The sequence below is a fragment of the Nocardia gipuzkoensis genome, assembly GCF_021183645.1.
Classification (GTDB): domain Bacteria; phylum Actinomycetota; class Actinomycetes; order Mycobacteriales; family Mycobacteriaceae; genus Nocardia; species Nocardia abscessus.
Genome location: NZ_CP089225.1, coordinates 2,749,646 through 2,774,344, shown reverse-complemented (window position 1 = coordinate 2,774,344; position 24,699 = coordinate 2,749,646). Strand labels below are relative to the sequence as shown.

Sequence of the window (24,699 nt, the reverse complement as noted above, 5' to 3'; positions counted from 1 at the left end):
TCCCAGGAAAAGGAGCCGCGGACCAGCAGTTGGCTCGCCTCAGCCATGCAGCGTGTGGCGACTCTCACCACACGGCACTTTTAATCCGTCGGCGCATGACGCCTGGTCAGACGCGCCAATTTCACGTCGACCGCACCTGCCGCATCGCAAACGACGGTGGCAGACCCCCCCTGCCTGTCGACATGTTCTACGCAAAAGGCCGGATCAGAACACCTAGCTGCGACCGCCCTTGCGAGCCAGCCCGCACGCCGGATCCAGCGTCGGCGCGTATGCCGATAACAGGGTCGCAGTAATGAGGCCAGCTGCGTCGTGATCGGTGAGGCGACCCGCGGCAATCTCTCCGGCCGCACCGTGGACGACACTGTGGTAGACCGCGACCATCCATGAGATCGGCAGGTCGTCGCGGAACGCGCCTTCTCTCCGGCCGCGTTCGATGAGGCGGCAGACGCGGCGCATCGGAAGGTCATGGGCGACGCGGATGCGTTCGGCCGGAAGATAATTCTGCGCGGCCAGCAGCAGGGAACGGAACTGATCGATGATCTTCCACGAGGCCTCGACCAGGCGAGCGAGGGCTTCGCGTGGGTCGCCGCCGACATCGACGGCGTCGAGTGCGTGATCGCTGCTGGTGACAGCGCGCGTGAAGACTGCGTCGATCAGCTCAGTGCGTGAGGCAAAGTGCCCATAGAGGGTGACTCGGCCGACTCCTGCTCGCTTGGCGATGTCGCTGACGTTCGCGTCCGGGTCGGCAATCAAGCACTCCTCGGCCGCGTCGAGGATTGCCGCGATGTTTCGCCGGGCGTCGGCGCGCTTGACGGGGCCGGCCTGTTCGGCGCGCGTTGCAGCCACGAAGTCCTACCTCTTCTCGAACAATCCTGTACGGGTTGTAGCCACTGTAACTCAGCCGTCGCGCGTATCGGCCGGAGGCGATCGGCCAAGGAAATCGGCACAGCCTTTTCGTACATCAATGTTCGAGTTATGGTGGTCCAATAACTCGTACAGACATGTTCGATTTTGGAGGTTGTCATGCACTCGCCGACATCTGCACCCCACGGCCACGACCGTGCCGAACCAGCGGATCCGCGCCGGTGGCGCGCGCTGGCGTTGCTCGCGATCGCACAGTTCATGCTGATCCTGGACATCACGGTCGTGACGGTCGCGCTGCCGGATATCGGACGCGACCTAGAGCTGAGCCGGGCTGCGACAACCTGGGTGATCACCGCTTATACGCTGCTGTTCGGTGGGCTGATGATCTTCGGTGGGCGCGCAGCTGATCTGTTCGGTGCCCGCCGTATGGTGCTGCTGGGTCTGGCGGTCTTCACCGGCTCATCCTTGCTGGCCGGATTGGCGGTCAACGCACCGATGCTGGTGGGCGGCCGGATCGGTCAGGGGATCGGCGCGGCGCTGCTGTCGCCCGCGGCAATGTCCATTGTGACCACGATATTTCAGGGCAGCGAGCGCAACAAAGCCCTCGGCGTCTGGGGCGCGCTGGGCGGTGTCGGCGCCGCTGTGGGCGTTCTGGCTGGTGGCCTATTGACGGCGGGCCCGGGCTGGGAATGGATCTTCTTCGTCAACGTACCCGTCGGTGTCGCCCTGCTGGCGGTGATGACAAGAGTGGTGCCGGATCGCCCCGCTCAACGCGGAGCCGGTATCGATGTGCTCGGAGCGGTGCTGGTCACCGCGGCCGCCGGGGCCGCGATCTTCGGGCTGATCAACGCTGGCGACGAAGGATGGGCGCGAGCGTCCACCTTGCTTGCGCTGGCGGCGGCAATCGTTGCCGGTGGAGTCTTCTGCGCATATCAATTCCGCGCCGTCAACCCGCTGCTCGACCCACGTCTGTTGATGCGCCGCCCAGTCGCGGCCGGTGCGGTGTTGATGTTCGTCGCGACTGGACTGCTCATCACCGGGTTCTTCCTCGGCTCGTTCTACCTCCAACAAGCGAAGGGTTATTCGGCCCTGGCCACCGGTCTGCTGTTCGTGCCCGTCGCGCTCGGCACGATCGCAGGTGCGCACAATGCCGGTCACTTCATCGGCCGCTTCGGATACCGCCCGGTCGGTGTCGCCGGGCTTGCCGTCGCGGCAGCGGGAGCAGCGGTGCCCGGTCTCTGGAACGGCACCCTCCCGCTGGTCATCGGGCTCACGGTGGCAGCGGCCGGGCAAGGTGCCACCATCGTCACAGCGACCACCACCGCGCTGGCCAATGTCGAGCACAGCCAAGCCGGCGTGGCCTCCGGGCTGGTCAATACCTTCCATGAGGTCGGCTCTGCCTTCGGGGTCGCGGTGACCTCCACGATCGCGGCGGTCAGCCTGCGCACGCTCGGTGTCGACCCGAGCGGATTCACCGACGCCTTCACCGCCAGTGCCGTCCTGGCTCTCGTCGTCGCAGTGGCAGCCGCGGCGTTCATCCCGTCAGGCAAGCCTCCGGTAGGTCTTCGAGTCAGTGCGCACTAACCCTCGACGAGATCAGCGCGAAGGAGCCGCAGCAATGGTTCAGCTGAACGAAACAGACGTGGTCGCAGCGCATCTGCCAGGCATCGTCCGGAAAACCTGATTCTGGCGGTGATGTGCCTCGCACTGGTAGCTGTCATGGGGATGATGGCATCGCTGATGGTCGCCGTACCAGCCATCGCGACCGACCTGGAGGCGTCGCAGACACAGTTACTGGGGCTCGTCAACGCCTACGGCGTCACTTTCGCTGGGCTTCTGCTTGTGGCCGGCGCACTGGCAGGTCGTCACGGGCCCAAGGCGATGCTTGTCATCGGCCTGCTCCTCTTCGGTGCCTCCGCTGCGGCGGTGCCGTTTATCGACGACGTCACAGCCATCCTCGCGCTGCGGGCCGTCGCCGGGATCGGCGCCGCAGCGGTGATGCCGACGACTCTGTCGATCATCACTCATGTGTTCCCGCCCGGCGAGCGGGCCCGCGCAGTCGGCATCTGGTCCGGCATCGCTGTCGCTGGTGCGCTGATCGGGCTACTCAGCGGCGGGCAGCCTCGTGCTCCACGAGAACCGATATGCAGCCCAGGCCACGCCGCCGTACAGCTCATCAGGAGCGCGCTACTTCTTCGAGGAATTTCTGGATCGCGGGCGCAGTCACCCGCGCGAGATCCTCGGCGGTCTGTAGGTCGCCCGATATCGTCACCGGCGCCAAACGCCCATGGGGAAGTACTTTCGCAACATGCTCGGCCAGCGCGGCGGGGTGACGTGCGTCCGTGCCGGGGAACACCAGCATAGGCGCGGTGATCGCGCCCAGTTCGGCGACATCGCGAAAAGACCGGTCACGGCCGATGGCCGCGGCGGCAACGATGCTCGCTGGGTCCGATCGCGGTATCGCGTCACGCACCATAGCGCCGACCACCGGCGGGAAACCGGCCAGGATCGGCGCCCATCCCGCCTCGATACCGTCCGCTGCGACCCGCTCGGCGAAAGCATCCAGGAACCGGATCTCCTCCTCTTTCGCCGCGTCATCCTCGATGTCCTCAACCCCGATCAACACCCCCGCGCGCACCCGGCGCGGGTTTTCGGCGGCCATGCGAAGGGTGATGGTCGAGCCGAGGCCGGCACCGCCGAAGGACGCGGCTGGCAGGCCGAGGTAGTCCAGCAGGTAGACGACGTCGTCGGTGTACTGGGCCCAGGTATGCCGCGCCGGATCGGCGCAGACCGACCGGCCGTAGCCGCGCAGATCCGGTAGCACCACCATATGGCGGTCGGCCAGCCGCTCGGCGAGCGGCAGCATGCTCTCGTGATCCGGTCCGCCGGCGTGCATGAGGATCAGCGCAGGACCGGTGCCGACAACGGTGGCGTGTAATGGGCACCCGTCGCGCCCGCGATAACTCAGCTTCGGCATGGATGGAGCGTAGGGCGGTGAAGTAGTTGTACCCAATCCCCTGGACGGACATCTAATGTCGCGATCCGGACAAACACCGAACTGATCACGCCACAGGCCCGAACGGACTGAATCGGCAACATCTGACACAGACTCCTGCGGTGACTGCGCTCGCTCCGGTTGTTCAGCTGCAAGCATTGTTCGGTGAAGGAACCGCCGTGTGGGCGTCGGGGCTGAGGCCCCAGGTGCGCCGATGACAGGTCGACATGGACGGGGCTACTGGGCAACGCCAGCGCCGATCGGTAGCCATGGTCGGCGCTCGCAAGGCGGCGCTGGCGAGCTGGATGGGGCGATATCGAGCAAGCTCGACCCTGGGGCCGGTCTAGAAGCTCTGGCAGCGCACCAGTAGCGGATGGTTGTTTCCCTATGGCGTTGGGCTACCGCCTGCGATCAGCTGCGCGAGAAGGGGCATGGCCGGCATGGACATGGGCGGTTCCGGTGGTACGAACCACGGAGGCATGAGTCACGGCGGCACCGATCCCGGCATTTCATCGACGATGTCGATGCCCACTGACCCCAACGCTCCGCTCGGTTCGGACACCGGTGATGTGACCTACCCGTACTACCTGATCAACGGACGGCTCGGCACCGACCCGGTGACCTTCACCGGACGCCCCGGCCAGCGCATACGGCTGCGGATCATCAACGCAGCCTCCGACACGGCGTTCCGCGTCACCCTCGGCGGCCACCAACTGCGGGTCACCCACAGCGACGGCTACCCGGTACAACCGGTCACCGGCGCCAGTCTGCTGATCAGCATGGGCGAACGCTACGACGCGATCGTCGAACTCGCCGACGGCGTATTCCCGCTGGTCGCCGCAGCCGAAGGTAAAACAGGTCAGGCGTTCGCCGTCGTCCGTACCGGCGGTGGCACCGTGCCTGCGGCCGACGTGCGCCCCGCCGAGCTGTCCGCCCCGCCGGTCACCGCCGATCGGCTCGTCGCCGCCGAGTCGGTGCGCCTGCCCAACCGCAAGCCGGACAAGACTTTCGATGTCACACTCGGCTCGGACACCAGTGGATACGTCTGGACAATCAACGGCAAGCAGTTTCCCGACCACACGCCGCTGGATGTGACCGAGGGACAGCGAGTTCGGTTGCGGTTCAACAACACAACCATGATGTTCCACCCCATGCATCTGCACGGCCACACCTTCCAGGTCGTTACCGCCACCGGCACCGGGCCTCGCAAAGACACCTCGATCGTGCTGCCCATGCAAACCCTCGAGGTGGACTTCGACACCGACAACCCTGGGCAGTGGATGGTGCACTGCCACAACATTTATCACGGCGAAGCCGGGATGATGAGCGTACTGTCATACGTCCGCTGACCGGCAGCCGTGTGCGGATGCACCGCCCGATCGCGTTCGAGGCAGCGTACTCACGACATAGCGAGTGATGCGTCGACCGCCTCCACGATCGGTCCTGTCAGGCTGCAAGGCAGCCGATCCGGCCGCCGCTGATTCGCGCTTGCCTTTCCGTCACCCGCCATAGCGCTCGAAACAGGGAGTGGCAACGGCAGCAGGTCGACGGCGAACGACATCGCGCGCGACGGGACAGGTCTCAATGAACCGGGGGCCTGGTCGTAGAGGACATCGTGCGTCCTCTACGACCAGGCCCCGAATTTCGAAGCGTCTGAGCAGCCCCGAGGGTCACCTGTCAGACGGCTCGGCACTGAGTTCCGGCGCTGGGCTACGCATCGTAACCGCTGCGATAGCTGCGCCCGCGACGGCGATGACAGCGGCACCCAGGAACGCTGCGGAGAAGCCGTCGGTCAGCCTCGGCAGATCACCGAGATTCTCCGTGCCGAACGCGGTCGCCACCGCCGTCATCGCGGCCAGGCCGAGAGCTGAGCCGACCTGGTAGCTGACATTGACAATCCCCGAGGCCAGCCCGCCCTCCTCCGGCCGCGCCGCGGAAATAGCGGTACCCAGCGAGGGAATGAACGCCAAGGACATGCCACCGGCGGCGACCAGCGACGCGGGCAGCACATCAGCCCAGAAGTTACCGGTCGGGCGCACCAACGACATGATGCCCAGACCGAGACCCAACACGACCAAGCCGGTCACGATCATCGGCTTGGCGCCGAAACGCTGCATCGCCCGCGGAGCGAGGACGATCATTCCGAGCATGATCAGCGTGGTCATCGGCAGCAGCGCCGCACCGGACGGGAATGCGCTGTAGCCGAGTACCTGCTGCAGGTACAGATTCAGGAAGAACCACATCGGCACCCACGCCGCTCCGAGCAGTAGTTGAGCGAGGTTGGCGGCAGCGAGGTTCGGCGCGCGGAAGATGCCGAGCCGCATCAGCGGTTCGTCGCGTCGGGACTGGACGAAGACGAAACCGGCGAGCAACGCGGCCGCCGTGCCAAGGGCGACCCAGGTTTGCCCGGAAATCCAGCCGACCTCAGGCGCCCGGACGATCCCGTAGACGGCCACAGCCAATCCGGCGGTCACCGAGATCGCTCCGAGCAGATCCACCGAACCCGAACGCGCAGGTGCACTCGGCATCAGAGCGGGGACGGCGATCAGCGCGAGAACCGCGATCGGGATATTGATGTAGAAAACCCAAGGCCAGCTGATGTACTCGGTGATGACACCACCGAGGAAGACACCCGCTGTACCACCGGCCGGGGCCGCTGCGCCGTAAACCGCCAAAGCCTTCGTCAACTCCTGCGGCGAGGACCCGAACAGCATCATCAGCAACGTCAGCGCCGAAGGTGCGATCAGCGCCGCCCCACCACCCTGCACGGCGCGGCCGACCAGCTCGATGCCGGCATTGCCCGCGGCACCGGCGATCACCGATCCGACGAGCAAGACAAGCCAGCCCGCTGCGAACACCCGGCGGGCGCCCAGCAGGTCTGATAGTCGTCCTCCGAGCAGCAACAGGCCGCCGAAGGCAACGACGTAGGCATTGAAGACCCAGGTCAGGTTCTCCTGAGAGAACCCGAGCTCGGTCTGCATCTTCGGCAGCGCGATGCCGATGATCGAGGTGTCCATGATGACTATGAACTGAGCAGCGGCAATCACCGCGAGAGCCAACCACTTTCGCGTGGCTGGTGCAGTTTGGACAGACATGTCGGTTCGCCTTTCCCGGAACGATGGAACAACCGGATCCGTACCATACCCCCCTAGGGTATCTGGCTGTCAAGCCCGTATTGGGAGAATGTCGCCCATTGCGGGCGCAAGGGTAAAACTCGGCCGACCGCTCCCGGGCAAACAGCCACGACTCATCGCAGCGACTACGAGACCGCGTGCCGACTACCCTCCGGTCAATCCACTGCTCATCGATACTGCCTGCGACCGTCGGTGCGGTCGGTCAAGAATCGCCAGCCTGATGTCGCCGGAGTGGATGCCCTGGCGGGAGGGCTTGTCGAGTCCGGAAAGCTGGGCTGGATATCGCTCGGCATCATGCTTCGCCATCCCACCCGGTGCACGGCGGCCGGTCGGATCGAACTCGATCTCAGAGCCACGGCAGGATCGAGAACCTGGTCGGTGTGTCGCATCGGCGTCGGGCACGCGAGGTCGGCCACTGACGGGTCGGCCGCGCTGAGGGCAGGGCGGGCCGAGCCTGCCGAGTAAGGTCAATCCGCCCTGCCATGCTCGTTACTGCAGCCTTGGGGGTGTCAGCAATCGCGAAGTTCGGCGCGGGCCGATTCACTGGGCGAGGAATTGCGCGATGCGTCCTGTCCAGGTCTTGATGTCGGCGACCGAGGTCGACACGTGAAGTCTCGAGTTCTGTATCAGTTCGTGCAGTTCTCTGGCGGTGGAGACCGGATGCAATGGGTCGGTGTCCCAGGCGAGGATCAGGGTGGGATGGCCGAGTGTGGCTATTGCTTCCTGCGCAGGCAGGTCGGATAGCCCGACGCCCCTGAGGATCGGGGCGAGTAATTCGTCGGGGACATCGGGACAGAAGCCGAACTCGGGATAGTCGGCGAAAATGGGAAGCGGGTCACTGTGTGCCCACTGCTCGAGCCATTGGGGTGCTCCAAGGTTTTCGATGGCGGAGGCGGCCTCGAGGTACCAGTGCCGTGCTTGCACCGGGCCACTCTCCCAGGCAACTGGCGGGATCATCAGCACCAGGCGACCAAACCGGTGTGGCGCGGCGATAGCAGAACGCAGCACCACGTCACAGCCCAAGGACGAGCCGACGAAGTCGATTGGTTGGTCGATGTCCAACGCATCCATCAGCCCTAGCAGATCTTGGCTGAAGTTCTCGAATCTGTAGTCCTGCACCACTGGGCGCCCTGTCGAGTGACCATGGCCTCGTTGGTCATAGGTCAACAATCGTCGCCCCTCCGCCAGAGCGCCGACATCGAACAGCCCCAGTCCGCGCACGGCGGCACGGCTGAGCAGGACGCCGTGCGCATAACCCACGGGCGAGCCGGAGCCTACGAATTGGTAAGCGATGTTTGCGCCTTCACGCGTGAAGTAACTATCCGCCGATGACATGATTCAGCATCTCCGTCAGCAGTATTATACGGGGTAGGGGTATAAGACTATCGTAGGGTCAACACCGCTGCCGAGGGAGCCTGAATCCGAACGCGATATAGGCCATCATGCCCAGGACGGTTCCGGACGATGTAGCGATACGTGGCCGAACAGCCGGGTATCGCCGATCCGGCGTCCGAGAAGTTCCGCACTAGGCGTCAGCGGGCGCGCTACATCAGTATCAGCGTCGACGCTCAATCCTCGGCGGCGTGCGGCGGGGTATCAGGCCCGGCGGTGAACTCAGGCAGCCGAGTCGGCGTCACGAGCCCGACTGCGAGGTGGTCTCATCACCGGCGCTGGCTCCTCTCGACGCTGATTCCATTCCGGGTCGATCACCTCATCACCGCAGAACAGTTCGAGGAAGCCGCCGTCCAGCACATCCATCACCACTGGGTGCGGCGACTGTAGCTCGCTGGTTCTTCATCCGGCCGATCCATCGGTACCAGGGCCGGTTCGACCGGCGACGGTTCCGGCGCCGTACGGTCGGGGGCTTGGTGGCCACTCTCACGGGGAGGCGCTTCATCGCCTTCTCCGGTGAGGCGATCAGCGGCCACGCGGTCGAGCCTGTGCAACGCGACAGCGGCGAGTGCTCCGATCACGCTGAGCCCGGTCCACACCGCCCAATCCGCGCCGGCAGTTCGCGCGGCACCGACCACAGCGCCGGTGGCGAGATTGCCCGCCAGGATACCGACGCCGACGATGGTGTTGTAGAACCCGTAATGGGTTGCCACCAGCTTCCCGCCGGCGAGTGATACGACGGTGTCCATCTCGAAGGGAAATACCGCCGCGGTGCCCACCGCCAGCAACGCCGTCGAGACCAACAGCGCAACGACCGCAGCGGCGACGCCGAAGCGCCCGGGTCCCGGGACCGCGAGAACAGGCAGGAACGACACGGCCAGAATTGTCATGCCGACCACCAGACTGCGCCCGGTTCCCCAGCGCGCTTTGAACCAGGAGGTGATGCGCAGTTGCCCCGCGACGGCCACGACACCGGAGACGACGAACAATGCCGATACCAGCACCTGGGACCGCTCGCCCGCCACGTATTCCGCTTGGAGCGGCAAGGCGAGGTAGACCTGGAACGACAGCACATACGAGCCGATCATCGCCAGCGAGAACCAAACGAACCTGCGGTTCGCCGCCACGGTGCGCCAATTGTCGAGCACCGAAGCATGCTCGGCACCGGTCTCCCCGCGGCGAGCCGGCAGGGCAAACAGCTGCGCTACCGTCAGCGCCGCGAACACCACCGCCGCGGCCGCAGCCGTCACTCGGAAATCCAGGGCCATCAATGCCAGGCCCACCAGCGGGCCAGCCAGGATGCCCGCTTGGTAGAAGATATTGAACACCGCGAACGCTTCTACGCGGCGTTCGCCGGTGTCAGCCGCCAGATAGGCGCGCACGGCTGGATTGAACAGTGCTCCCGCGAACCCCGTGGCCGCGGAAGCAATCAGCAGACCGGGCAGTGACGTGGCGAATACCAGCAGGGCGAAACCGCCGGTTCGCAGCAGACACCCCGCGACGATCAGAGGTTTGTAGCCGAGCCGGTCGGCGAGTGTGCCGCCGATCAGGAACATGCCTTGCTGGGAGAAGTTGCGCACGCCGAGCACCAACCCGACTGCCCATGCGGCCAGTCCCAGCGGCCCGGCGAGGTAGCCGGCCAGATACGGCATCAGCATGTAGAACCCGAGATTGATACCGAACTGGTTGACCATCAGCAGTCGCGCGGCGAGGTCGAAGCTGCGGAACTTCTGGAATACGGTCACGGTGCGCTATCTCCTGCAAGGGTGCTGGGAGGTACGACGGTGCTGCAGCGGGTCCACGAGTGCACCACACGCGCGGCAGGATGGTCGATGACATCCGGTTCGATCGGTGGGTCGGCATCGAGCAGGCCGTGCTCGTCGCAGTAGGTGTCGTTGTAGATGGTGTCGAAATAGCGTTGCGGCCCATCTGGGAACACCGCCGCGATCCGGGTGTCCGCGGAGTGGATACGCGCCGCCCACCCGGCGACCAACGCGACAGAGCCGACGCTCCATCCACCGGTGGCGTATTGCGTGCCCGCCAAAGTGCGACATGCCCACACCGCCTCCGACGGTGCCACCCAATGCACTTCATCGAATGCGGCGTAATCGACGTTTTTCGGGAAAATGCTGGAACCCAGGCCTCGCATCAGTCTGGTCCCCGCGGGCTGGCCGAAGATCGTGGAGGCGACCGTGTCCACCCCGATCAGCTTCATGTGCGGGTTGAATCGGCGCAAGACTCGCGCCACTCCAGCCGAGTGACCTCCCGTACCGACCGCGCACACCAGTACATCCACCCCACCTAGCTGCTGGTGCAGCTCGAGCGCCAGGGATTCGTAGCCTTCGACGTTATCGGGGTTGCTGTACTGCTCAGGGCACCACGCGCCAGGCTCCAGCGTTAAAAGTTCACCGACGCGGTCACGTCGCGCCTGCTGCCAGCCACCGGTGGGATGCGGCTCGGCCACGAGTTCGACTCGTGCCCCGTAGACCGCCAGCATGCGCGCGACGATCGGCTCCAGGCCCGGATCGGTGACCACGGTCACCGGGTGGCGATACACCGTTCCCGCCAGCGCCAATCCCAATCCGAGAGTGCCGCTCGTGGACTCGATGATGCGCGCTCCGGGTGCCAGATCGCCTCGTTCCTTGGCGCGCCGCACCATATGCAGTGCGGGCCGATCCTTCATACCCCCAGGATTGAACCCTTCCAACTTGGCCCAGAATCCCCTCCCGGCGGGCGCCAACGGCGCACCCACCCACAGGACCGGGGTATTGCCGACCAAGGAACTGGGTTCCCTCGCGACTACCGGAACCGCAGATGTCTCGGCGGGTTTGCCGAAGACGAGGTTGTTCATGACTGTCGCTTTCTGTATCCGAACCGCCGCACGGGACGGTGAGACGTTGAGCGGGCAGCGGACACCGGCCGACAACACAACAACGTCGGCCTGGCGCTGACCGATCAGCGTCGGGCGATACAGAATCTGGCGAGGATATCCTGCCCGTTCAGCACGGGCACGCGGAATATCGGCGGTCCCCGAACGCCACCGCCGCCCGTCGACAGGAGGTACACGGCCCCAACCGCCGCAGCCCCCACCAGCGCCAGCCACAGCAACGGCAGAAGAAGTCCCGCACCGGCGGGCAGCACCGACTTCACGATGCAATGACTCATGTGCTGATCACAGTCATCTGTCATATGACCGATCGCGTGGTCGGCGTGATGACCATGTGCCGCACCCGTCGAAGCGCTGGTGTTGACGACACCGGCGTGCAGGTGGTGCTCACCGTCGAGTAGCGCGCAGTCGATCGTCGGGGCAACCAGCAACACCGCCATCAGCAGTGCCACCACCGACGGACGCCGCAGCCGGCTCAAAAGCCTCACGGTGCGCCCACTACGGAAGTGGTGCGACGGGGGCATGCGCGGGTCGAAGGCTGAACCGTCAGGCGGTACGTCGGCGAATCGACCGCCATCCAGAACGACGTTGTCGCCCCTTGGACGCAATCGGCGCGATCACCCAATGCCTTCACCCGTACCACCTCCATCCATGACATTTCCGCACCGTAGATGCGACATCGCAGACGCTCGATCGACATCGTCGCGAAACAATCTACTACCTGCATCCATAGTCTCTCGGCTGTGTGATGAGATCCACCCCCTCACCGCCTGAGACAGGTGAAATTCGCTCCGACCGCTGCGAGCAGCCCAAATCACCTGGTGGGCGATCGCCGCTCAGCTGGCTCGCCGATTCCATAATGCGGCGAACCGCGAATGCGTACACGCCAGTGCAAGCGTACCGCCCGGCTCACCTGCTGAGTTTCGCCGTAGACCAGCACTGGCGCCCACGTAAATCAGCGTGGTCGCATCAAACCGGTAGGCCAAGTCGTAGTAGCTGAGGCCGGGGACGCGGCAGCAGTCGCCGAGCCTGCACTCACCGTGGCGGACGCGGGGCAGGACCGGCGGGAGCATTGAGTCAGGACGGCCAGTACGGCTGCTGCGGCGAAGGCTGTAGTGACTTCAGATTCGACGAGGTAGTCATAGACGTTGCCCCGACGTGCTGCCGGTATCCCGGTCGGGCACCACAGTCACAAGGGCCTGAGACCGACCCGACGCCGATGGCAGGCCGACACCGAGACGATGGGTTCTGCCACATCGACGCCGCACTCGGCTGTCGACGCGACGACATCGGTATCGCACCCGCGTACCTCGTCGCTGCCCACGCAGGCCGGATCCAGGTGCGCAGCGCCGGGCCCGGCCCGGTCGTGCCTTACCGGTCCCGCTCCCCTTTCCGGATGTAGACAGCACTTCTTGCCAATCCGCCGTGCTGCCACGCTTCAACCTGTTCCGCCGTCCGGTCGTAACCCCATCGGCCCGTCCGGCGGCACCTTCCCGGCCCCGGCTGTCATCTCCGGTGATCCTTGCGCGCTGGGCAGCTACACCTGGGCGCCGAACCCCCCGCTTGCCATATACCCCGGGGGGGTATATGGTTCTCGTGTCCCGCCGACAACGACAACAGGAGATTACGACGATGAGCACCCCGAACCACGCCCACGACGCCATGCGCACCTCCCATGGCCACTCTCCGAGCCATGGCACGCCCGCCGGACGTGCCGGTCTCAGCTCGCATCACGCGCACAGCGGCCACCAGCCCGCCCTTGCTACGAATCACGCCGGTCACGGCGCCTCGGCTTTCCCCAGCGGACTGCTGATCACCCAGGACGGGTACTCGCTCGAGCTGCAGGACACCGTGCTGCTACCGGGCGAGATCGACTTCCGGTTCCGCATCGTCGGTCCAGACGGAAGGCCCGTCACCGAGTACACCCCCATCCACGATCGAGAGCTGCATCTGATCGTGGTCCGTCGCGAACTGACCGGATTCTGGCATGTCCATCCGCGGCGCGAGGCCGACGGCACCTGGTCGGTGCGCCTGAACCTGCCGGCGGCCGGCGCCTACCGCGTCTTCACCGATATCGCCCCCCGCCACCTCGGCCGCACCATCACCCTCGGAGCGGACCTCGCCGTCGCCGGCAACTACGCCCCTCTCCCCACTCCGGCCCCCGCCCGCATCGCCGCGGTAGACGGTTATGAGGTCGAACTGGCGGGCGATCTCACCACCGGCGACGGGGGCCTACTGAGCCTCACGGTCCGCAAAGACGGCGCCCCGGTCACCGACCTGCAGCCCTATCTGGCGGCCTTCGGGCACCTGGTCGTCATCCGGGCCGGCGACTTGGCCTATGTCCACGTGCATCCCAATGGCGAACCTGGGGACGGAGTGACCGCCCCCGGTCCGGACATCACGTTCCACACTGCCGCACCTGGGCCCGGGTCATACCGCCTGTTCCTCGACTTCAAGCACCAAGGAGTCGTCCGCACGGCGGCCTTCACCCTGACCGCCCGCGCACCCCACCACCACTGACCATCAAACCGAGCCCGTCCGACTCGCGACACCAGACCAAGGAGTCCCCCATGTGCGGCTGCGACTGTCCATCGACTCGCGCTCCACCACCGCTAACCATTCCGAGAAAGTGCTTTCGAGATGATCACCTCGTTGTTCGCCCACCGTGACTATCTGCGTCTGTTCACCGCCCAAGTGTCGGCGCTGTTCGGGACCGGTCTGACCACCGTGGCCCTAGGACTGCTCGCATACGAACTCGCGGGAGCCGACGCGTCCGCCGTCCTCGGCACCGCGCTGACCATCAAGATGCTGGTCTACGTCACCATCGCACCGATCGCGGCCGCCTATGCCGACCGGTTCCCCCGCAGACTGTTCCTGGTCGGGCTCAACGCAATCCGGGCCGCGGTGGTGTTGGCACTGCCGTTCATCGACCAGGTCTGGCACATCTATGTGCTGATCGCGGTACTGCAGACCGCCTCGGCGGCCTACACCCCCACCTACCAGGCCATCATCCCCGACATCCTGCCCGACGAACGCGACTACACCAAGGCACTGTCGGCCGCCCAGCTGGCCGCGACGATGGAGACGCTGTTGAGCCCGATGCTGGCCGCGGCAGCGCTGGCCGTCATCAGCTTCCACTGGCTGTTCGTCGGCACCGCCATCGGATTCACCGTCTCGGCCGCCCTGGTGATCACCACCCGCATCCCGGACGCGCGGACCGCCGCCGAGGGCACCTTCGGAGAACGGATCGCGGTGGGCATCCGGATCTTCGCCGCGACGCCGCGGCTGCGCGGGCTGCTGGGCCTGAACCTGGTCGTCGCCGCCGCGGGCTCGGTGATCATGGTCAACACCGTCAACTACGTGCGTGACACCCTCGGCGGAACCCAGTCCGGTGTGGCGATGCTGTTGGCCGCGAACGGTTTGGGCACCATGATCGTCGCGCTGCTGCTTCCCCGCGTCCTCGAACGCCTCGACGCGCGGCCGGTGATGCTCGCGGGCGCCGCCACCCTGCTCGCCGGACTCGGATCGGCCATCGCGTTGTCGACCGCGAGCGGCGGCGATTGGCGCTGGGGCGCCGCGATCGTGGTGTGGGCAGTGGTCGGCGCGGGAACAGCGGCCGTGCTCACTCCCACCGGTCAGGTGCTGCGGCGCTCGTCGCGGCCCGCCGACCGGCCCGCGCTCTTCGCCGCTCAATTCTCGCTCTCGCACCTGGCGTGGCTGATCACCTACCCGATCGCCGGATGGCTTACCACCGCCGCCGGGTACACCGCGACCTGGATGGCGCTGGCCGTGCTCGCCGGTACCGGGACCATAGTGGGAATACGGATGTGGCCGCGCCACGATCCGGCAGAGCTGACGCATCTGCACGAGATCGAGTCCCTCGAGCCCGGTCGGCTCGCCGACGCCGTCCGGGTCGACGAACGCCACTACCAGCACACACACGTGTTCGTCATCGACGCCGAGCACCCGCGCTGGCCAGCACGAGCAGGCCGCCCAACAGCGCTGGCCGGATGAGCACTCGATCATGGGCTACGGCGGTTGCGCAGCGACGCGGCCGCCGGAGCGGCTCGACCCTCATCTGCGGCTCAGCGCCACACCTGGACGCCGGGACAGCTGATGCCGCCTCGAGGCAATGTCGCCAACCACAGCACATCGGCCACGAGCGATACCGCTCAACATGGCCGAGGTGCCGCACGCGGTGCCGGCGGTGAGGTAGTCATCGCTTCGAGCCATTCGGTTACCAGTTGACTGAGCAATAGCGGCCACGCGAAAACTGGAATATCCGACACCGCATTGCAGGACAAGCCCGCTGCTGCCGAGGCCGTTCGGACAGAGGGCTCGAGAAATCCCGTCGCCCACTATTGACAATATACCCCCCTAGGGTATTGTGAGAACAAGCGGCCGCACTACCTGCGGAAGCGATCAAAGTTGTTGGTGGCCAATCAAAGGCGAATGGAGGTAGTGATGAGTCAAGCAACTCGCTACTCCGGGCGCCGCATCGCCGCTGACGCGATCTTCGCCGCCACACCCAAGCCTGGCATCGGACTACTCGAGCGCCGATTCGCCACCGAGGCGGGCGCAGCAAGTTCGTCCCGGTTGGATAGTGGGCCCGAAGTTCACGTAATCGCAAGCCTCATCGGACTGTTGCGGCGTGGCGGTTCCACGCTGGTGCTGCTCGTAGCAGCGCTGCTCATCGCACCGACGATCGACTGTGGGCTGCTCGAACCTGGCGCACACGCGCATGCTTCGGTCTCTCCTGTCGCGGGCGCCGACCAGGCAGCCATGCATGGACACGACCCCGATGATGCGAACCTGCGCTCCATAGAGGATCACTGCGGGCCACACATCGCTCACTGCATCGTCAAGTCGCTGCTGCCCGGCACCGCATCAACCGTTCTGCCAGTGCAATTGCTCGGGCTGATGCTAGTGACGGCCCTCGTCGTCCTTGCGGCCGTACTCTCGCGGCCCACCGGCGGTGTCCGTGCTCCACCGGGCAGACCCTTGCCCGCCGATAGGCGCGACATCCTGACTCGACTCTGTATCGCTCGACGCTGACAGGTCAGCGCCAGGCCGACGGTGTTGTGCTGTCGACCGGTGTTCGCTGCCCTCTCATCGTTCAGGCCGCATGGACAGCGGTTCAAATACAGGAAGCAATAGTGATGAACCACATTATGTTCGACAGTCGCACCGACGTACCCGCCGGCTTGATCGGCGCACCAGGGGCGGCCCGGCAGCCACACGGACTGGTCGGCAACACCCCCGTACTGCGAGTCGGCGTCCCACTGGCCCCGGCCGGTCGCGGATTCTGGGCCAAGCTCGAGGGCTTCAACCCAGGTGGAATGAAGGACCGCCCCGCACTGCACATGGTGCGGCGCGCCGAAGAACGAGGCGATCTCGCACCGGGCGCACCGATCATCGAATCGACCAGCGGAACCCTGGGCTTGGGCTTGGCCTTGGCCGGAATCGTCCACAGCCACCCCGTCACCGTCGTCACCGATCCTGGATTGGAGCCCATCGTTTCGCGGATGCTGGCAGCATACGGCGCGCGGGTCGACCTCGTGACCGAACCGCACCCGACCGGAGGTTGGCAACAGGCACGCCGCGACCGGGTCGCGGAACTGCTGGATCATCACCCCGGCGCCTGGAGCCCGGACCAGTACAACAATCCCGACAACGTCGACGGCTACGAATCCTTAGGGCTCGAGCTGATAGAGCAGTTCGGCAACGTGGACGTCCTGGTGTGCGCTGTCGGCACGGGTGGCCATTCGGCCGGTGTGTCACGGGTGCTGCGCCGCTTCAACCCCGACCTGAAGCTGATCGGCGTCGACACGGTGGCCTCGACCATCTTCGGTCAACCGGCTGGTCCACGCCTGATGCGTGGCCTCGGCTCAAGCATCTTCCCGGCCAATGTCGACTACCCCGCATTCGACGAAGTGCACTGGGTGGCGCCCTCGGAGGCCGTGTGGGCTGCTCGGACGCTGGCCGCGACCCACCATGCGTCTGGCGGCTGGAGTGTGGGCGCGGTCGCGCTCGTCGCCGGCTGGGCTGCTCGAGTGTTCGATGCCGACACCACGATCGCGGCTGTGTTTCCCGATGGACCGCAGCGCTACTTCGACACCATCTACAACGACCGCTACTGCGCCGACCACGGGTTGCTCGACGTAGCCCCACCGATCGAACCGGCAACGATCACCCATCCCAGCGAACGGGTCGTTACCTCGTGGACCCGCTCCACGACAGTTGTCGACCCGAAAACACTGGCGTTGCCCAGAGAGACCGCCTCATAACCGATCCTCCACAGTCGAGGTGACCGCACGGTGTGCGCTGTCAGTGCCCGGACCGGAGTGCGTCGCTATCGGATGCGTAGTCATCGCTTGGTGGTAGCCGGGTGCGGTCGGGTGGAAATGCGAAGCATCAGGTGTCGCTGCGGGGGCTCCGGAGTTCTCCTCGGAACGCCAATGTTCGCAGCAGTCGCAAGGATGCCCGGCCGCCCCGGTCGCGGCCATGACGGCCGTTGCGGGGCAGCGGTGTCGCCGCGCCAGATGCCAAGTAGTACCGGGCGTCGCGGCCTTGCCTTCACCGCTATCACCGCGATTACCAAGGCGGCGATCGGATCTGCCCGCGACCACCCGAACAGAGTGTTCAGCAGCACCCCGACCAGCAGCACCGCGGACGAATACGTGCACGGCAGGGTTTGCTTGGAATCCGCGACCGCCGAAGCCGTCCGAGTTCGCGTCCGGCGCGACGCTGCGCAGCCGACAGCACCGGCATGTTGACCGAACTCGCTGCGGCCAACCCGATCCCGATCGGCGAATGCCGTACGTCCCGATATTGCCAGAGCGGATGACCTACCAATATTGTTCTGCGGCTGCAATCTGGGCCCGACACCATAGCGGTCCTAACAGATCGGCCGAAGCCAGCGAAATCCCGAGTGAGTACATATAGATCGTCCCACCTGGAGCCCCGCAGCCGATTCAGCTAGGACACGTCTCCCTGTGCAGGTCAAGATGACTGACACTGAGGCAGCATGCCTAGTGTTCAGAGTCGTAAATTCGCGGTCAGTTGCCGTCTGTGCCGGTGCCGAGCCTGAGTGCGGTGAATGTTGCGTTGACCGATGACGAGCGTGCCCAGTTGCAGACGTGGGCTCGTGGGCCCAGCAATGCTCAAGTCGGCGCTACGAGCACAAATTGCTCCTACCTGCGAAGGAAAGTCAAGCAACTCGCAGATCGTCCGTGAACTCGGTGTCTCCTGGAAGACGATCACGAGGTGGCGCAACCGGTTCGCCCGGCGACCGTCTCGGCTGGCCTGCTGGACGAGCCACGTCCCGGCCGGCCCCGCTCGATCTCCGACGCCCAGGTGGATGAGGTGTACCACCGACACGCTGGTATTCGCGCCTCACGACGCGACGCACTGATCGACGCGGTCGCTGGCCCACGCCTGGGATAAACCACACCCTCGGTCCGTCGACTCAACGCCGACATTCGCGTCTGGATCGAGACCTGGAATGAGGCGCTGACCAGTGCGGACTACGACCAGCGGCTGGCCACGAAACGCGAATCGACTCATCAGCCAATGACGGAAGGGACTTGTCGATGCATAAGCTCACGGATAGCTCTCGACAGCAGATGACGATCGGTGTTGGATACCCCACACAGCTTTCGTTGCAGGTACCAGCACCACAGACGCGCCGCTACAGCGCAACGGCTTCGAAGGGGGTCGCCCGTATGGACGTCGACCTGACGTGTCCGCACTGCCACCAACTCGACTTGGTGCAGAGTGTGCCCGCCTTGCATGCCGATGGCGTGTCGACCAGCTTCGGGACGAACGTCTATTCCGGCGTTGCAATCGCCTCCACGGGTCTGGTGCCGGTGTTCGGCACTGCCACTGTCGACCGCACCCACACAACTGCACTGGCCCACAGCCTGGCCCGCGAGCCTGCCCGTACCCCCGCTGGGTGGCTGACCTTCTTCGCACTGGTACTGCTAGTTCCAGCGATGTCAGGGATCGTTCCGGCGATCGATGGGATCGCGCATCCCGTGCCCGGGGTATCGCACGGGGTTGCTGCCCTGGCCATGGTCATGTTCCTCGGGGCATTGGCGACGCCAGGCGCTGTCCTGCTCACTGTCGCGGTGTGCCGTATTCGCCGCAACGGCCGAATCGTTCGGGGACGTCGCAACGCGCATGCGGTGTGGCAGGCCGGTTTCTACTGTCATCGGTGCGGTGTGGCGTTTTGGCCGCACTCTCCGGCACCGGGTGTGCCCGCTCGCCAGGCCCTACCCCCGCAGCGCTTTCGCTGGTTGGTGTGGAATGCCGGTGGCTACGCCAACGCGTGATTTGCCGGGCTCGACGACGGTCTCCTCCAGGGACGGCCAGGCCAGGCACGACAGCGTCAGGTCCGGGGGTAGTGAACGTCTCGAGTCGGTAGCCGCACCTGGGTGGGATCGACCTCGGCGCGCAGTCCCCGCGCGGCGTCGGTGGGATCACGGGTGGTCGGCACCGCGGCGGCGTTGATGGCCGCCGCGATAGCGGCCGAGCCCATGCGCGCGAGGATCGGTCGCACGGAGTCCAGTACCGCGGGCTCGGGCGGCGGCGGGCGATCTCGACGATGCGCTCGGCGAGGACACCCATACGGCTGAAGTCACCGACCATCTGAACGGCGGTGACGACCTGCCGCCGTTCCGCGGCCACCGGAGCGTGCAACGCCAGCAGCCGCACCGCGGCATGCTCACACTCCTGGCCGGCAGTGGCGATGTCGGCGCAGAGGTCGATGGCGTGTTCGGCCTGCTGCAGATCGGCATCCAGCAGTGCGTGGGTGGCAGCGGCGATGGCGCTGCGATCACGCAGGCACATCGCCTGCAGACCGGCGGCGAGCTTGTCGAGGTCCTCGTGGAAACGGGTCCGCACCTGGCCTATCCTCGACGAACCGGCCGCGCCGGTGTGGCAGGCGGGCCGGGGGCGCTGCCGCCGGCAAGGGAATTCGTGTGCTTGGTTCAGCGGCAGCGCGCGTATCCGAGGCGGGCAAAGAATCGCACCCACCCGGGTATCCGCAACCGGCACAACACCGGTTACCCCTGACACGCCGAAAGGCATGTGTGAACCGAGGTTTCAGGCACACGCGAGGCAGGACGTCTACTATCTGCGCGGTCTTGGGCACCTTCTCCTCGCCCGAGGCCTCGCATGAGGACGGCCACCGCCCAGCAGCGATGCGCGGCAAGCAAAGCCATGGGCCCGACCGCCGACGCACACCCGTGATACACACGACACCACGGCGATGGCAGGCCCGCTCAACCCACAGCGAACCCTTCAGAGGGCGGGCCTTCATGCGGCATCCACGTGCTGGATCGGTGCGGATCCGGCCGCCGCAGAGCTGATGGTGTGTTGAACTTCGCCGCCGCCGGAAGCCGCTCAGATGAGACCGGCGACCTCTTGGGCGATCGCGGCGAGCCGGGTCTGGGCGGCGGAGACCACGCCGTGGCGGTCCTTGTGGGCTTCTTCGTAGGCGATGATCGCGCGGATGTCCGCGGGGTCGGTGAGGTCCTTGACCGCGGCGACGGCTTGGGAGACGTTCAGCTCGTCGTAGTCGCCGACGGGCAGTTCGTCGGGTTCGAGGACGCCGGTGGTGGTGCGGATCGAACGCAAGGCGTCGGCGGCGGTGTCGGCGCCTTCGCGGCGGGTGACCTGTTCGGCGGTCTCGAGGGCGGCGTCGCGGGACGCGGAGAGGGTTTTTATGGGCGTTACGATTCGCCTCGTGACCGACGATTCGGCAGTCCTCGGCACGGAGTACCGGGCGTTCGTTCGTTCCCTGCGCAACCACACCATCGATACGATCGTCGAGGTCGAAAGCTGGTGGACCCAGGATTGCTTGCCGATTGTGAGCTCGGGTGGTGACGACCCTGACCAGCAGGAGGGCCCCAACTCGAAGACCGCTGCGCAGGGAGTGGCGGACCAGTGGCGTCGGGTAGTGCGTCCTCGGCTGTGGCGGCTCGTCCACGGTCACCCGGACCCCGATGTCCGAGAGGCCGCTGACTTCCTCGATAAGCGACTGCTGTCTGTGATCGCGCTTCTGGATGCCAGAGGTAGCGACGACCGGCCGGAGGAGGAGACCGTGGTCGCGGTCCATCTCGTTCACGACGGGTTCAAGCGGCTGCACCGGGCTGCCTACCACGCGCCGTTCCGGGTGAATCGCCCGAAGCCCGGCTACGACGGCGCTTGCATCGGCAACACCGAACCGGCGCCCGGCAAGCTAGGGGAGATCATCCAGCAGCTTCAGGCCGATGGGACAAGCCATGGTGATCTGCTGCTGGGAAACGGGATCGCGCAGGCAGTGCAGACGTTGTCGAACATCTCCTTCCTTCCCAAAGAGGGCCGCCGGACATTGTTCGAAAGGCTCCTCGAGCGGGCGAACTCCGAGGAGCCGGGCGCGGAGGACGGCAGCGACTGGCCGACGGCATATGCGGCGCGAAATCCGTCGCGACTGTGACTCACGCGGGCAGCGACTGCGGTGGCAAGCATCCGCACGGGTCCTTCGATGTCGATCATCCCGTCGAATACCCCTTGGGGGCGGGCCCGGCTACATCACTGCACACCGCCGTTGATCGCCGCACAGACAGGATCTGCCGCAGTCTGCCCGGCACCCGCAACGAGGGCTGTGGATGCGGCGATTCGAGTGAGTAGGTGCTCACCGGTCCCACAGGCGGGCAAGCCGGCAGAGACCCGCTTCGCGTCGACCTGAATCGATCCCGACCGGGCAGCCCCCGTAGTCCGACCGATCTGCATCCAGAATCGATGAACCATTGAACGATCGGCAGGGCATGTTCGTGATGTATTGAGGGGGTAGCCGGTGAATGCCCAGCTATGGGTGTTAGCCCAGATATTTCGTGCGGCTGAGGTGTTGGCCTGATCGGGTTCGGGTTGGTGTTTTGCGGCCGTTCCGGCCGCAAACGGTGTGACGGTGTGGCCCGTTCAGCGGGTTGGCTGCCGGGTTCCACGGGCCCGGAAGTGGTTGCCCTTTTGGTCGTCGGGGTGGGTTTACGCTGGTCAGCCCGGTTGCAGGCGGGCGAGGGCGGTGAGGATCAGGCCGGTGTGAGGCCAGTGGGCGGAGAATCGGAGGGAGGTTCGGCGGGCGTGGCGGGTGATGCGGGCCGCAGCGGAGAACAGGCGCAGGCGCAGCCGTTTGGGTTCCCAGCGGCGCGCTTCGTGATCAGCCAGGGCGAGCATCTGCATCCATGCGGTGAGTTCTGTTGCCAGGCAGACGATCTCGAGCCAGATCCGATTCTGGTTGAAGCCTTGCAGCGGCAGGTTGGTCAGCCCGGTGTCCTTCGCGGTGCGGATGCGGTCTTCACAGCGGGCGCGGCGGCGGTGGCGCAGCTCCAGGTCCGGGAGCTGGCCGGTGCGGGCGTTGGTGGCGAAGGCGGTCAACCGCAGACCGTCGCGGTCGGTGAACCGCAGTTGCGCGCCGGGGTGCGGGCGCTCTTTGCGCACGATGACCCGCATGCCGGACGGCCAGTCGGTGAGATCGATCAGGCCGGTCAGCTCGGCCACCCACGCGCCGTCACGGACCTGGCCGTCGGTGTCGTATGCCTCGGCCCAGGCGTCTATGGGGATGAGATCGACTGCGGCGGCGGTAGTTTCGGTGAGCGAGAAGCCGACCGAGTACTGCAGATGCCGGGCAGTGAGGTAGTTGAGGAATTCGTGGGTGCCGCCGCCGGAGTCGGTGCGCACCAGCACTTTCCGGCCGACTCGGTAGCCGGGCTGCCACGGCAGCTGCTGCAGGGCCGCAGCCAGCACTCGCTTGTGGTCGGCCGCGGTGTTGCTGCCGGCGTTTCCTGGTCGCAGATCCGTGATCAGCGGTTCACCGGTGCCGGACGGGCCATGGTCGGCCCACGAGCCGAGCGGATGATGGCCGAAGCTCTTCTTGAACGTCGGTGCTGCGTGTTCTTTCTCGGAGTGGGCGATCGTCAGGGTCGCGTCCAGGTCGATGATCAGTGGATGCTCGGCGTCGATCCCGTGATCGGGAGCGCGGTCACCGGCACGATCCCACGCCGCGGCGCGGGCGGATGCTCGCGCGGATCTGATGGCCGCCAATGCTTTCGGCGCTTCGACGGCCAGCCCGGCGATCGCGCGCGACACGGTCGGATCCGATGCCACCAGCCCGAACACACCCGGCTCGGCACGCAGCATGCCGATATCGGCCAGGCAATCACCGCCGAGCGCGACCGCGACCGCCAGATCCAGCACAACCTTGCCCGGATCGTGCACCGACCCCGGCTTGCGCCACGGCGCCAACGCTTGCGACAAACCGCTGGTCAACCCAACCATTTCGGCGGTGCGCAGCAGCAACACCGCTCCCGCCTGCGACACGACATGCGAACCCGACCCATCCGCGGCCAGCCGCGGATACGGCGACGTAGACTTCCCCACCGAAAGGGTGCTCCTCGAATCTGTGCGAATTCCGACCTCAGCAATCAGAATTCTCCCAGTTCAGAGCACCCTTTCTTGTTCGCGACACGCGATCCTCAGTCACCTGCGATGAAAGCCCAGGGTTAGGAGGTGAGGACGGTGATGATGTCACCGATGTGGATGCAGATCGTGGACATGGCGCGCAACGCGTGGAACATGATTTTCCCGAACATGCCCATGATGTGATCCCGCAACAGCGACTGGACAGACCCCACGGTTCACCCGGGAATGCTGTCCAGTCGTCGACTATCGGTGATCTCGACATCACTGCCGATCGCACACGTTTCTTTTCGTCGCTATGGGTCCATCGCACGAGCCGCACTCGCGGAAGACCTCCAAATCCGGTCGGTTCATGCCTGAACAGGTCCACGCCGGGTACGCGGCGCTGTGAGCATCTCAGACGAGGAGGTAGACGACGCCATGACTGTTGGGCTTACTCGGCTGGCCGCGGCCGCGGCGATGGCGACCGCGGCCCTCGCGGTGGGGGCGGGACAGGCCGCCGCGGATCCGGCGAGTGTGTCGATCAACGGCGATATGCAGGTGATGGGGTTGAGTGTGCTGCACGTCGAGACCCAAGGCACGGGGGACGGGCCCGCGACCGGCACTTATGTCGCGACCGGGCGGTTGGGGAACATGCCGCTGCCGCTGCGGGTGACCGGTCCGGTCACCTGTTTGACGGTCGAGGGCAACACCGTGTCGCTGGTCTATCCGATCACGACCTTCGAACCGGTGATGCTGTTCGCGCCGGATTCCATGGCCATCCAGATCACCGTCACCAAGGGACAGAACGGTGAACCGAACCGGATCGGCTACGGCGTCCCGATGCCCACGAGCACCTTCAACGGATGCAACCCGGGGCCGACACCGATGATCTTCGACGGGACGATCGATATCCGCTGACTTCGGGCGCGGGCCGGTCACTTCCCGCGCTCATCCCAGCCCGGGTCGCCGCGCCACTGGGTTCGGGC

20 protein-coding genes and 4 pseudogenes are annotated in these 24,699 nt (G+C 65.8%); 11 read left to right on the top strand and 13 right to left on the bottom strand.

What is annotated here, in order from left to right; genetic code table 11:
- Positions 1-213 precede the first annotated feature (213 nt).
- Complete coding sequence (locus tag LTT66_RS12735) at positions 214-846, bottom strand: TetR/AcrR family transcriptional regulator (protein WP_233067091.1); 633 nt, start codon at positions 844-846, stop codon at positions 214-216.
- A gap of 177 nt (positions 847-1,023) precedes the next feature.
- Here LTT66_RS12735 and LTT66_RS12730 point away from each other — a divergent pair, with 177 nt between their 5' ends.
- Together LTT66_RS12730 and LTT66_RS37415 are read left to right on the top strand one after the other, a co-directional pair.
- The gene (locus LTT66_RS12730; RefSeq protein WP_233067089.1) at positions 1,024-2,448 is read left to right on the top strand and encodes an MFS transporter; all 1,425 of its coding nucleotides are present in this window, start codon (positions 1,024-1,026) and stop codon (positions 2,446-2,448) included.
- Positions 2,449-2,559: 111 nt separating this feature from the next.
- Positions 2,560-2,925 (top strand): annotated as a pseudogene (locus LTT66_RS37415) (MFS transporter); the annotation flags it as partial.
- 115 nt (positions 2,926-3,040) lie between these two features.
- Here the strand turns inward: LTT66_RS37415 and LTT66_RS12725 are convergent.
- Complete coding sequence (locus LTT66_RS12725) at positions 3,041-3,970, bottom strand: alpha/beta fold hydrolase (RefSeq protein WP_233067087.1); 930 nt, start codon at positions 3,968-3,970, stop codon at positions 3,041-3,043.
- Positions 3,971-4,383: 413 nt separating this feature from the next.
- On the opposite strand from LTT66_RS12725, the gene LTT66_RS12720 reads away from it, so the two are divergent.
- The gene (locus LTT66_RS12720; protein WP_408638784.1) at positions 4,384-5,208 is read left to right on the top strand and encodes a multicopper oxidase family protein; all 825 of its coding nucleotides are present in this window, start codon (positions 4,384-4,386) and stop codon (positions 5,206-5,208) included.
- Positions 5,209-5,529: 321 nt separating this feature from the next.
- On the opposite strand, the gene LTT66_RS12715 is transcribed toward LTT66_RS12720, so the two are convergent.
- The 5 genes from LTT66_RS12715 to lpqS (LTT66_RS12695) all read right to left on the bottom strand — a co-directional run bounded on the left by LTT66_RS12715 (position 5,530) and on the right by lpqS (LTT66_RS12695) (position 11,751).
- Positions 5,530-6,954 carry an MFS transporter gene (locus LTT66_RS12715; protein ID WP_233067085.1) on the bottom strand — a complete coding sequence of 475 codons (1,425 nt, stop codon included), beginning with the start codon at positions 6,952-6,954 and terminating at the stop codon, positions 5,530-5,532.
- A gap of 579 nt (positions 6,955-7,533) precedes the next feature.
- The gene (locus LTT66_RS12710; protein WP_233067082.1) at positions 7,534-8,328 is read right to left on the bottom strand and encodes an alpha/beta fold hydrolase; all 795 of its coding nucleotides are present in this window, start codon (positions 8,326-8,328) and stop codon (positions 7,534-7,536) included.
- 422 nt (positions 8,329-8,750) lie between these two features.
- Positions 8,751-10,130 carry an MDR family MFS transporter gene (locus tag LTT66_RS12705; protein ID WP_408638783.1) on the bottom strand — a complete coding sequence of 460 codons (1,380 nt, stop codon included), beginning with the start codon at positions 10,128-10,130 and terminating at the stop codon, positions 8,751-8,753.
- On the bottom strand, positions 10,127-11,236 hold the full coding sequence (locus LTT66_RS12700; RefSeq protein WP_233067079.1) for a PLP-dependent cysteine synthase family protein: 1,110 nt from the start codon (positions 11,234-11,236) through the stop codon (positions 10,127-10,129). Before LTT66_RS12700 ends, LTT66_RS12705 begins: the two co-directional genes overlap by 4 nt.
- Positions 11,237-11,340: 104 nt before the next feature.
- Complete coding sequence (gene lpqS / locus LTT66_RS12695) at positions 11,341-11,751, bottom strand: putative copper homeostasis (lipo)protein LpqS (RefSeq protein WP_408638782.1); 411 nt, start codon at positions 11,749-11,751, stop codon at positions 11,341-11,343.
- A gap of 1,153 nt (positions 11,752-12,904) precedes the next feature.
- Here lpqS (LTT66_RS12695) and LTT66_RS12690 point away from each other — a divergent pair.
- The 4 genes from LTT66_RS12690 (at position 12,905) to LTT66_RS12675 (ending at position 17,559) form a co-directional block, all read left to right on the top strand.
- Positions 12,905-13,792, top strand: coding sequence for a hypothetical protein (locus LTT66_RS12690; RefSeq protein WP_233067076.1), 888 nt, complete (start codon positions 12,905-12,907; stop codon positions 13,790-13,792).
- Between the two features lie 120 nt (positions 13,793-13,912).
- On the top strand, positions 13,913-15,286 hold the full coding sequence (locus tag LTT66_RS12685) for an MFS transporter (protein ID WP_269822006.1): 1,374 nt from the start codon (positions 13,913-13,915) through the stop codon (positions 15,284-15,286).
- A gap of 450 nt (positions 15,287-15,736) precedes the next feature.
- Complete coding sequence (gene lpqS / locus LTT66_RS12680; RefSeq protein ID WP_233067073.1) at positions 15,737-16,327, top strand: putative copper homeostasis (lipo)protein LpqS; 591 nt, start codon at positions 15,737-15,739, stop codon at positions 16,325-16,327.
- Positions 16,328-16,431: 104 nt separating this feature from the next.
- Positions 16,432-17,559, top strand: a complete 1,128-nt coding sequence (locus tag LTT66_RS12675; protein WP_408638843.1) for a PLP-dependent cysteine synthase family protein — start codon at positions 16,432-16,434, stop codon at positions 17,557-17,559.
- Here the strand turns inward: LTT66_RS12675 and LTT66_RS37410 are convergent.
- Positions 17,554-18,091 (bottom strand): annotated as a pseudogene (locus tag LTT66_RS37410) (hypothetical protein); the annotation flags it as partial. The gene LTT66_RS12675 and the pseudogene LTT66_RS37410 sit on opposite strands and share 6 nt — an antisense overlap.
- A gap of 295 nt (positions 18,092-18,386) precedes the next feature.
- Here LTT66_RS37410 and LTT66_RS37405 point away from each other — a divergent pair.
- Complete coding sequence (locus tag LTT66_RS37405; protein ID WP_408638781.1) at positions 18,387-18,686, top strand: helix-turn-helix domain-containing protein; 300 nt, start codon at positions 18,387-18,389, stop codon at positions 18,684-18,686.
- Positions 18,687-18,864: 178 nt separating this feature from the next.
- Positions 18,865-19,605, top strand: a complete 741-nt coding sequence (locus LTT66_RS12665; RefSeq protein ID WP_233067069.1) for a hypothetical protein — start codon at positions 18,865-18,867, stop codon at positions 19,603-19,605.
- Between the two features lie 56 nt (positions 19,606-19,661).
- On the opposite strand, the gene LTT66_RS12660 is transcribed toward LTT66_RS12665, so the two are convergent.
- The 3 genes and pseudogenes from LTT66_RS12660 to LTT66_RS12650 all read right to left on the bottom strand — a co-directional run.
- On the bottom strand, positions 19,662-19,811 hold the full coding sequence (locus LTT66_RS12660; protein ID WP_233067066.1) for a hypothetical protein: 150 nt from the start codon (positions 19,809-19,811) through the stop codon (positions 19,662-19,664).
- Between the two features lie 116 nt (positions 19,812-19,927).
- Positions 19,928-20,122 (bottom strand): annotated as a pseudogene (locus LTT66_RS37400) (phosphate transport system regulatory protein PhoU); the annotation flags it as partial.
- Between the two features lie 555 nt (positions 20,123-20,677).
- Positions 20,678-21,001, bottom strand: a pseudogene (locus LTT66_RS12650) (ferritin-like domain-containing protein); the annotation flags it as partial.
- A gap of 19 nt (positions 21,002-21,020) precedes the next feature.
- Between LTT66_RS12650 and LTT66_RS12645 the strand changes: the two are divergent.
- A complete protein-coding gene (locus LTT66_RS12645) occupies positions 21,021-21,752 on the top strand; it encodes a hypothetical protein (protein ID WP_233067062.1) in 732 nt (243 codons plus the stop codon).
- 557 nt (positions 21,753-22,309) lie between these two features.
- On the opposite strand, the gene LTT66_RS12640 is transcribed toward LTT66_RS12645, so the two are convergent.
- A complete protein-coding gene (locus LTT66_RS12640; protein ID WP_233061760.1) occupies positions 22,310-23,692 on the bottom strand; it encodes an IS1380 family transposase in 1,383 nt (460 codons plus the stop codon).
- Positions 23,693-23,814: 122 nt separating this feature from the next.
- Complete coding sequence (locus tag LTT66_RS37075; RefSeq protein ID WP_269822005.1) at positions 23,815-23,946, bottom strand: hypothetical protein; 132 nt, start codon at positions 23,944-23,946, stop codon at positions 23,815-23,817.
- 205 nt (positions 23,947-24,151) lie between these two features.
- Between LTT66_RS37075 and LTT66_RS12635 the strand changes: the two genes are divergently transcribed.
- Positions 24,152-24,631 carry a hypothetical protein gene (locus tag LTT66_RS12635; RefSeq protein WP_233067060.1) on the top strand — a complete coding sequence of 160 codons (480 nt, stop codon included), beginning with the start codon at positions 24,152-24,154 and terminating at the stop codon, positions 24,629-24,631.
- The last annotated feature ends 68 nt before the right edge of the window (positions 24,632-24,699 follow it).

Coding starts and splice junctions, on each gene's coding strand:
- LTT66_RS12685 (WP_269822006.1), top strand. CDS start 13,913: ATGATCACCTCGTTGTTCGCCCACCGTGACTATCTGCGTCTGTTCACC.
- LTT66_RS12730 (WP_233067089.1), top strand. CDS start 1,024: ATGCACTCGCCGACATCTGCACCCCACGGCCACGACCGTGCCGAACCA.
- LTT66_RS12715 (WP_233067085.1), bottom strand. CDS start 6,954: ATGTCTGTCCAAACTGCACCAGCCACGCGAAAGTGGTTGGCTCTCGCG.
- LTT66_RS12700 (WP_233067079.1), bottom strand. CDS start 11,236: ATGAACAACCTCGTCTTCGGCAAACCCGCCGAGACATCTGCGGTTCCG.
- LTT66_RS12710 (WP_233067082.1), bottom strand. CDS start 8,328: ATGTCATCGGCGGATAGTTACTTCACGCGTGAAGGCGCAAACATCGCT.
- LTT66_RS12675 (WP_408638843.1), top strand. CDS start 16,432: ATGAACCACATTATGTTCGACAGTCGCACCGACGTACCCGCCGGCTTG.
- LTT66_RS37405 (WP_408638781.1), top strand. CDS start 18,387: ATGACGAGCGTGCCCAGTTGCAGACGTGGGCTCGTGGGCCCAGCAATG.
- LTT66_RS12665 (WP_233067069.1), top strand. CDS start 18,865: ATGCATAAGCTCACGGATAGCTCTCGACAGCAGATGACGATCGGTGTT.
- LTT66_RS12660 (WP_233067066.1), bottom strand. CDS start 19,811: ATGGGCTCGGCCGCTATCGCGGCGGCCATCAACGCCGCCGCGGTGCCG.
- lpqS (WP_233067073.1), top strand. CDS start 15,737: ATGAGTCAAGCAACTCGCTACTCCGGGCGCCGCATCGCCGCTGACGCG.
- LTT66_RS12720 (WP_408638784.1), top strand. CDS start 4,384: ATGCCCACTGACCCCAACGCTCCGCTCGGTTCGGACACCGGTGATGTG.
- LTT66_RS12690 (WP_233067076.1), top strand. CDS start 12,905: ATGAGCACCCCGAACCACGCCCACGACGCCATGCGCACCTCCCATGGC.
- LTT66_RS12635 (WP_233067060.1), top strand. CDS start 24,152: ATGACTGTTGGGCTTACTCGGCTGGCCGCGGCCGCGGCGATGGCGACC.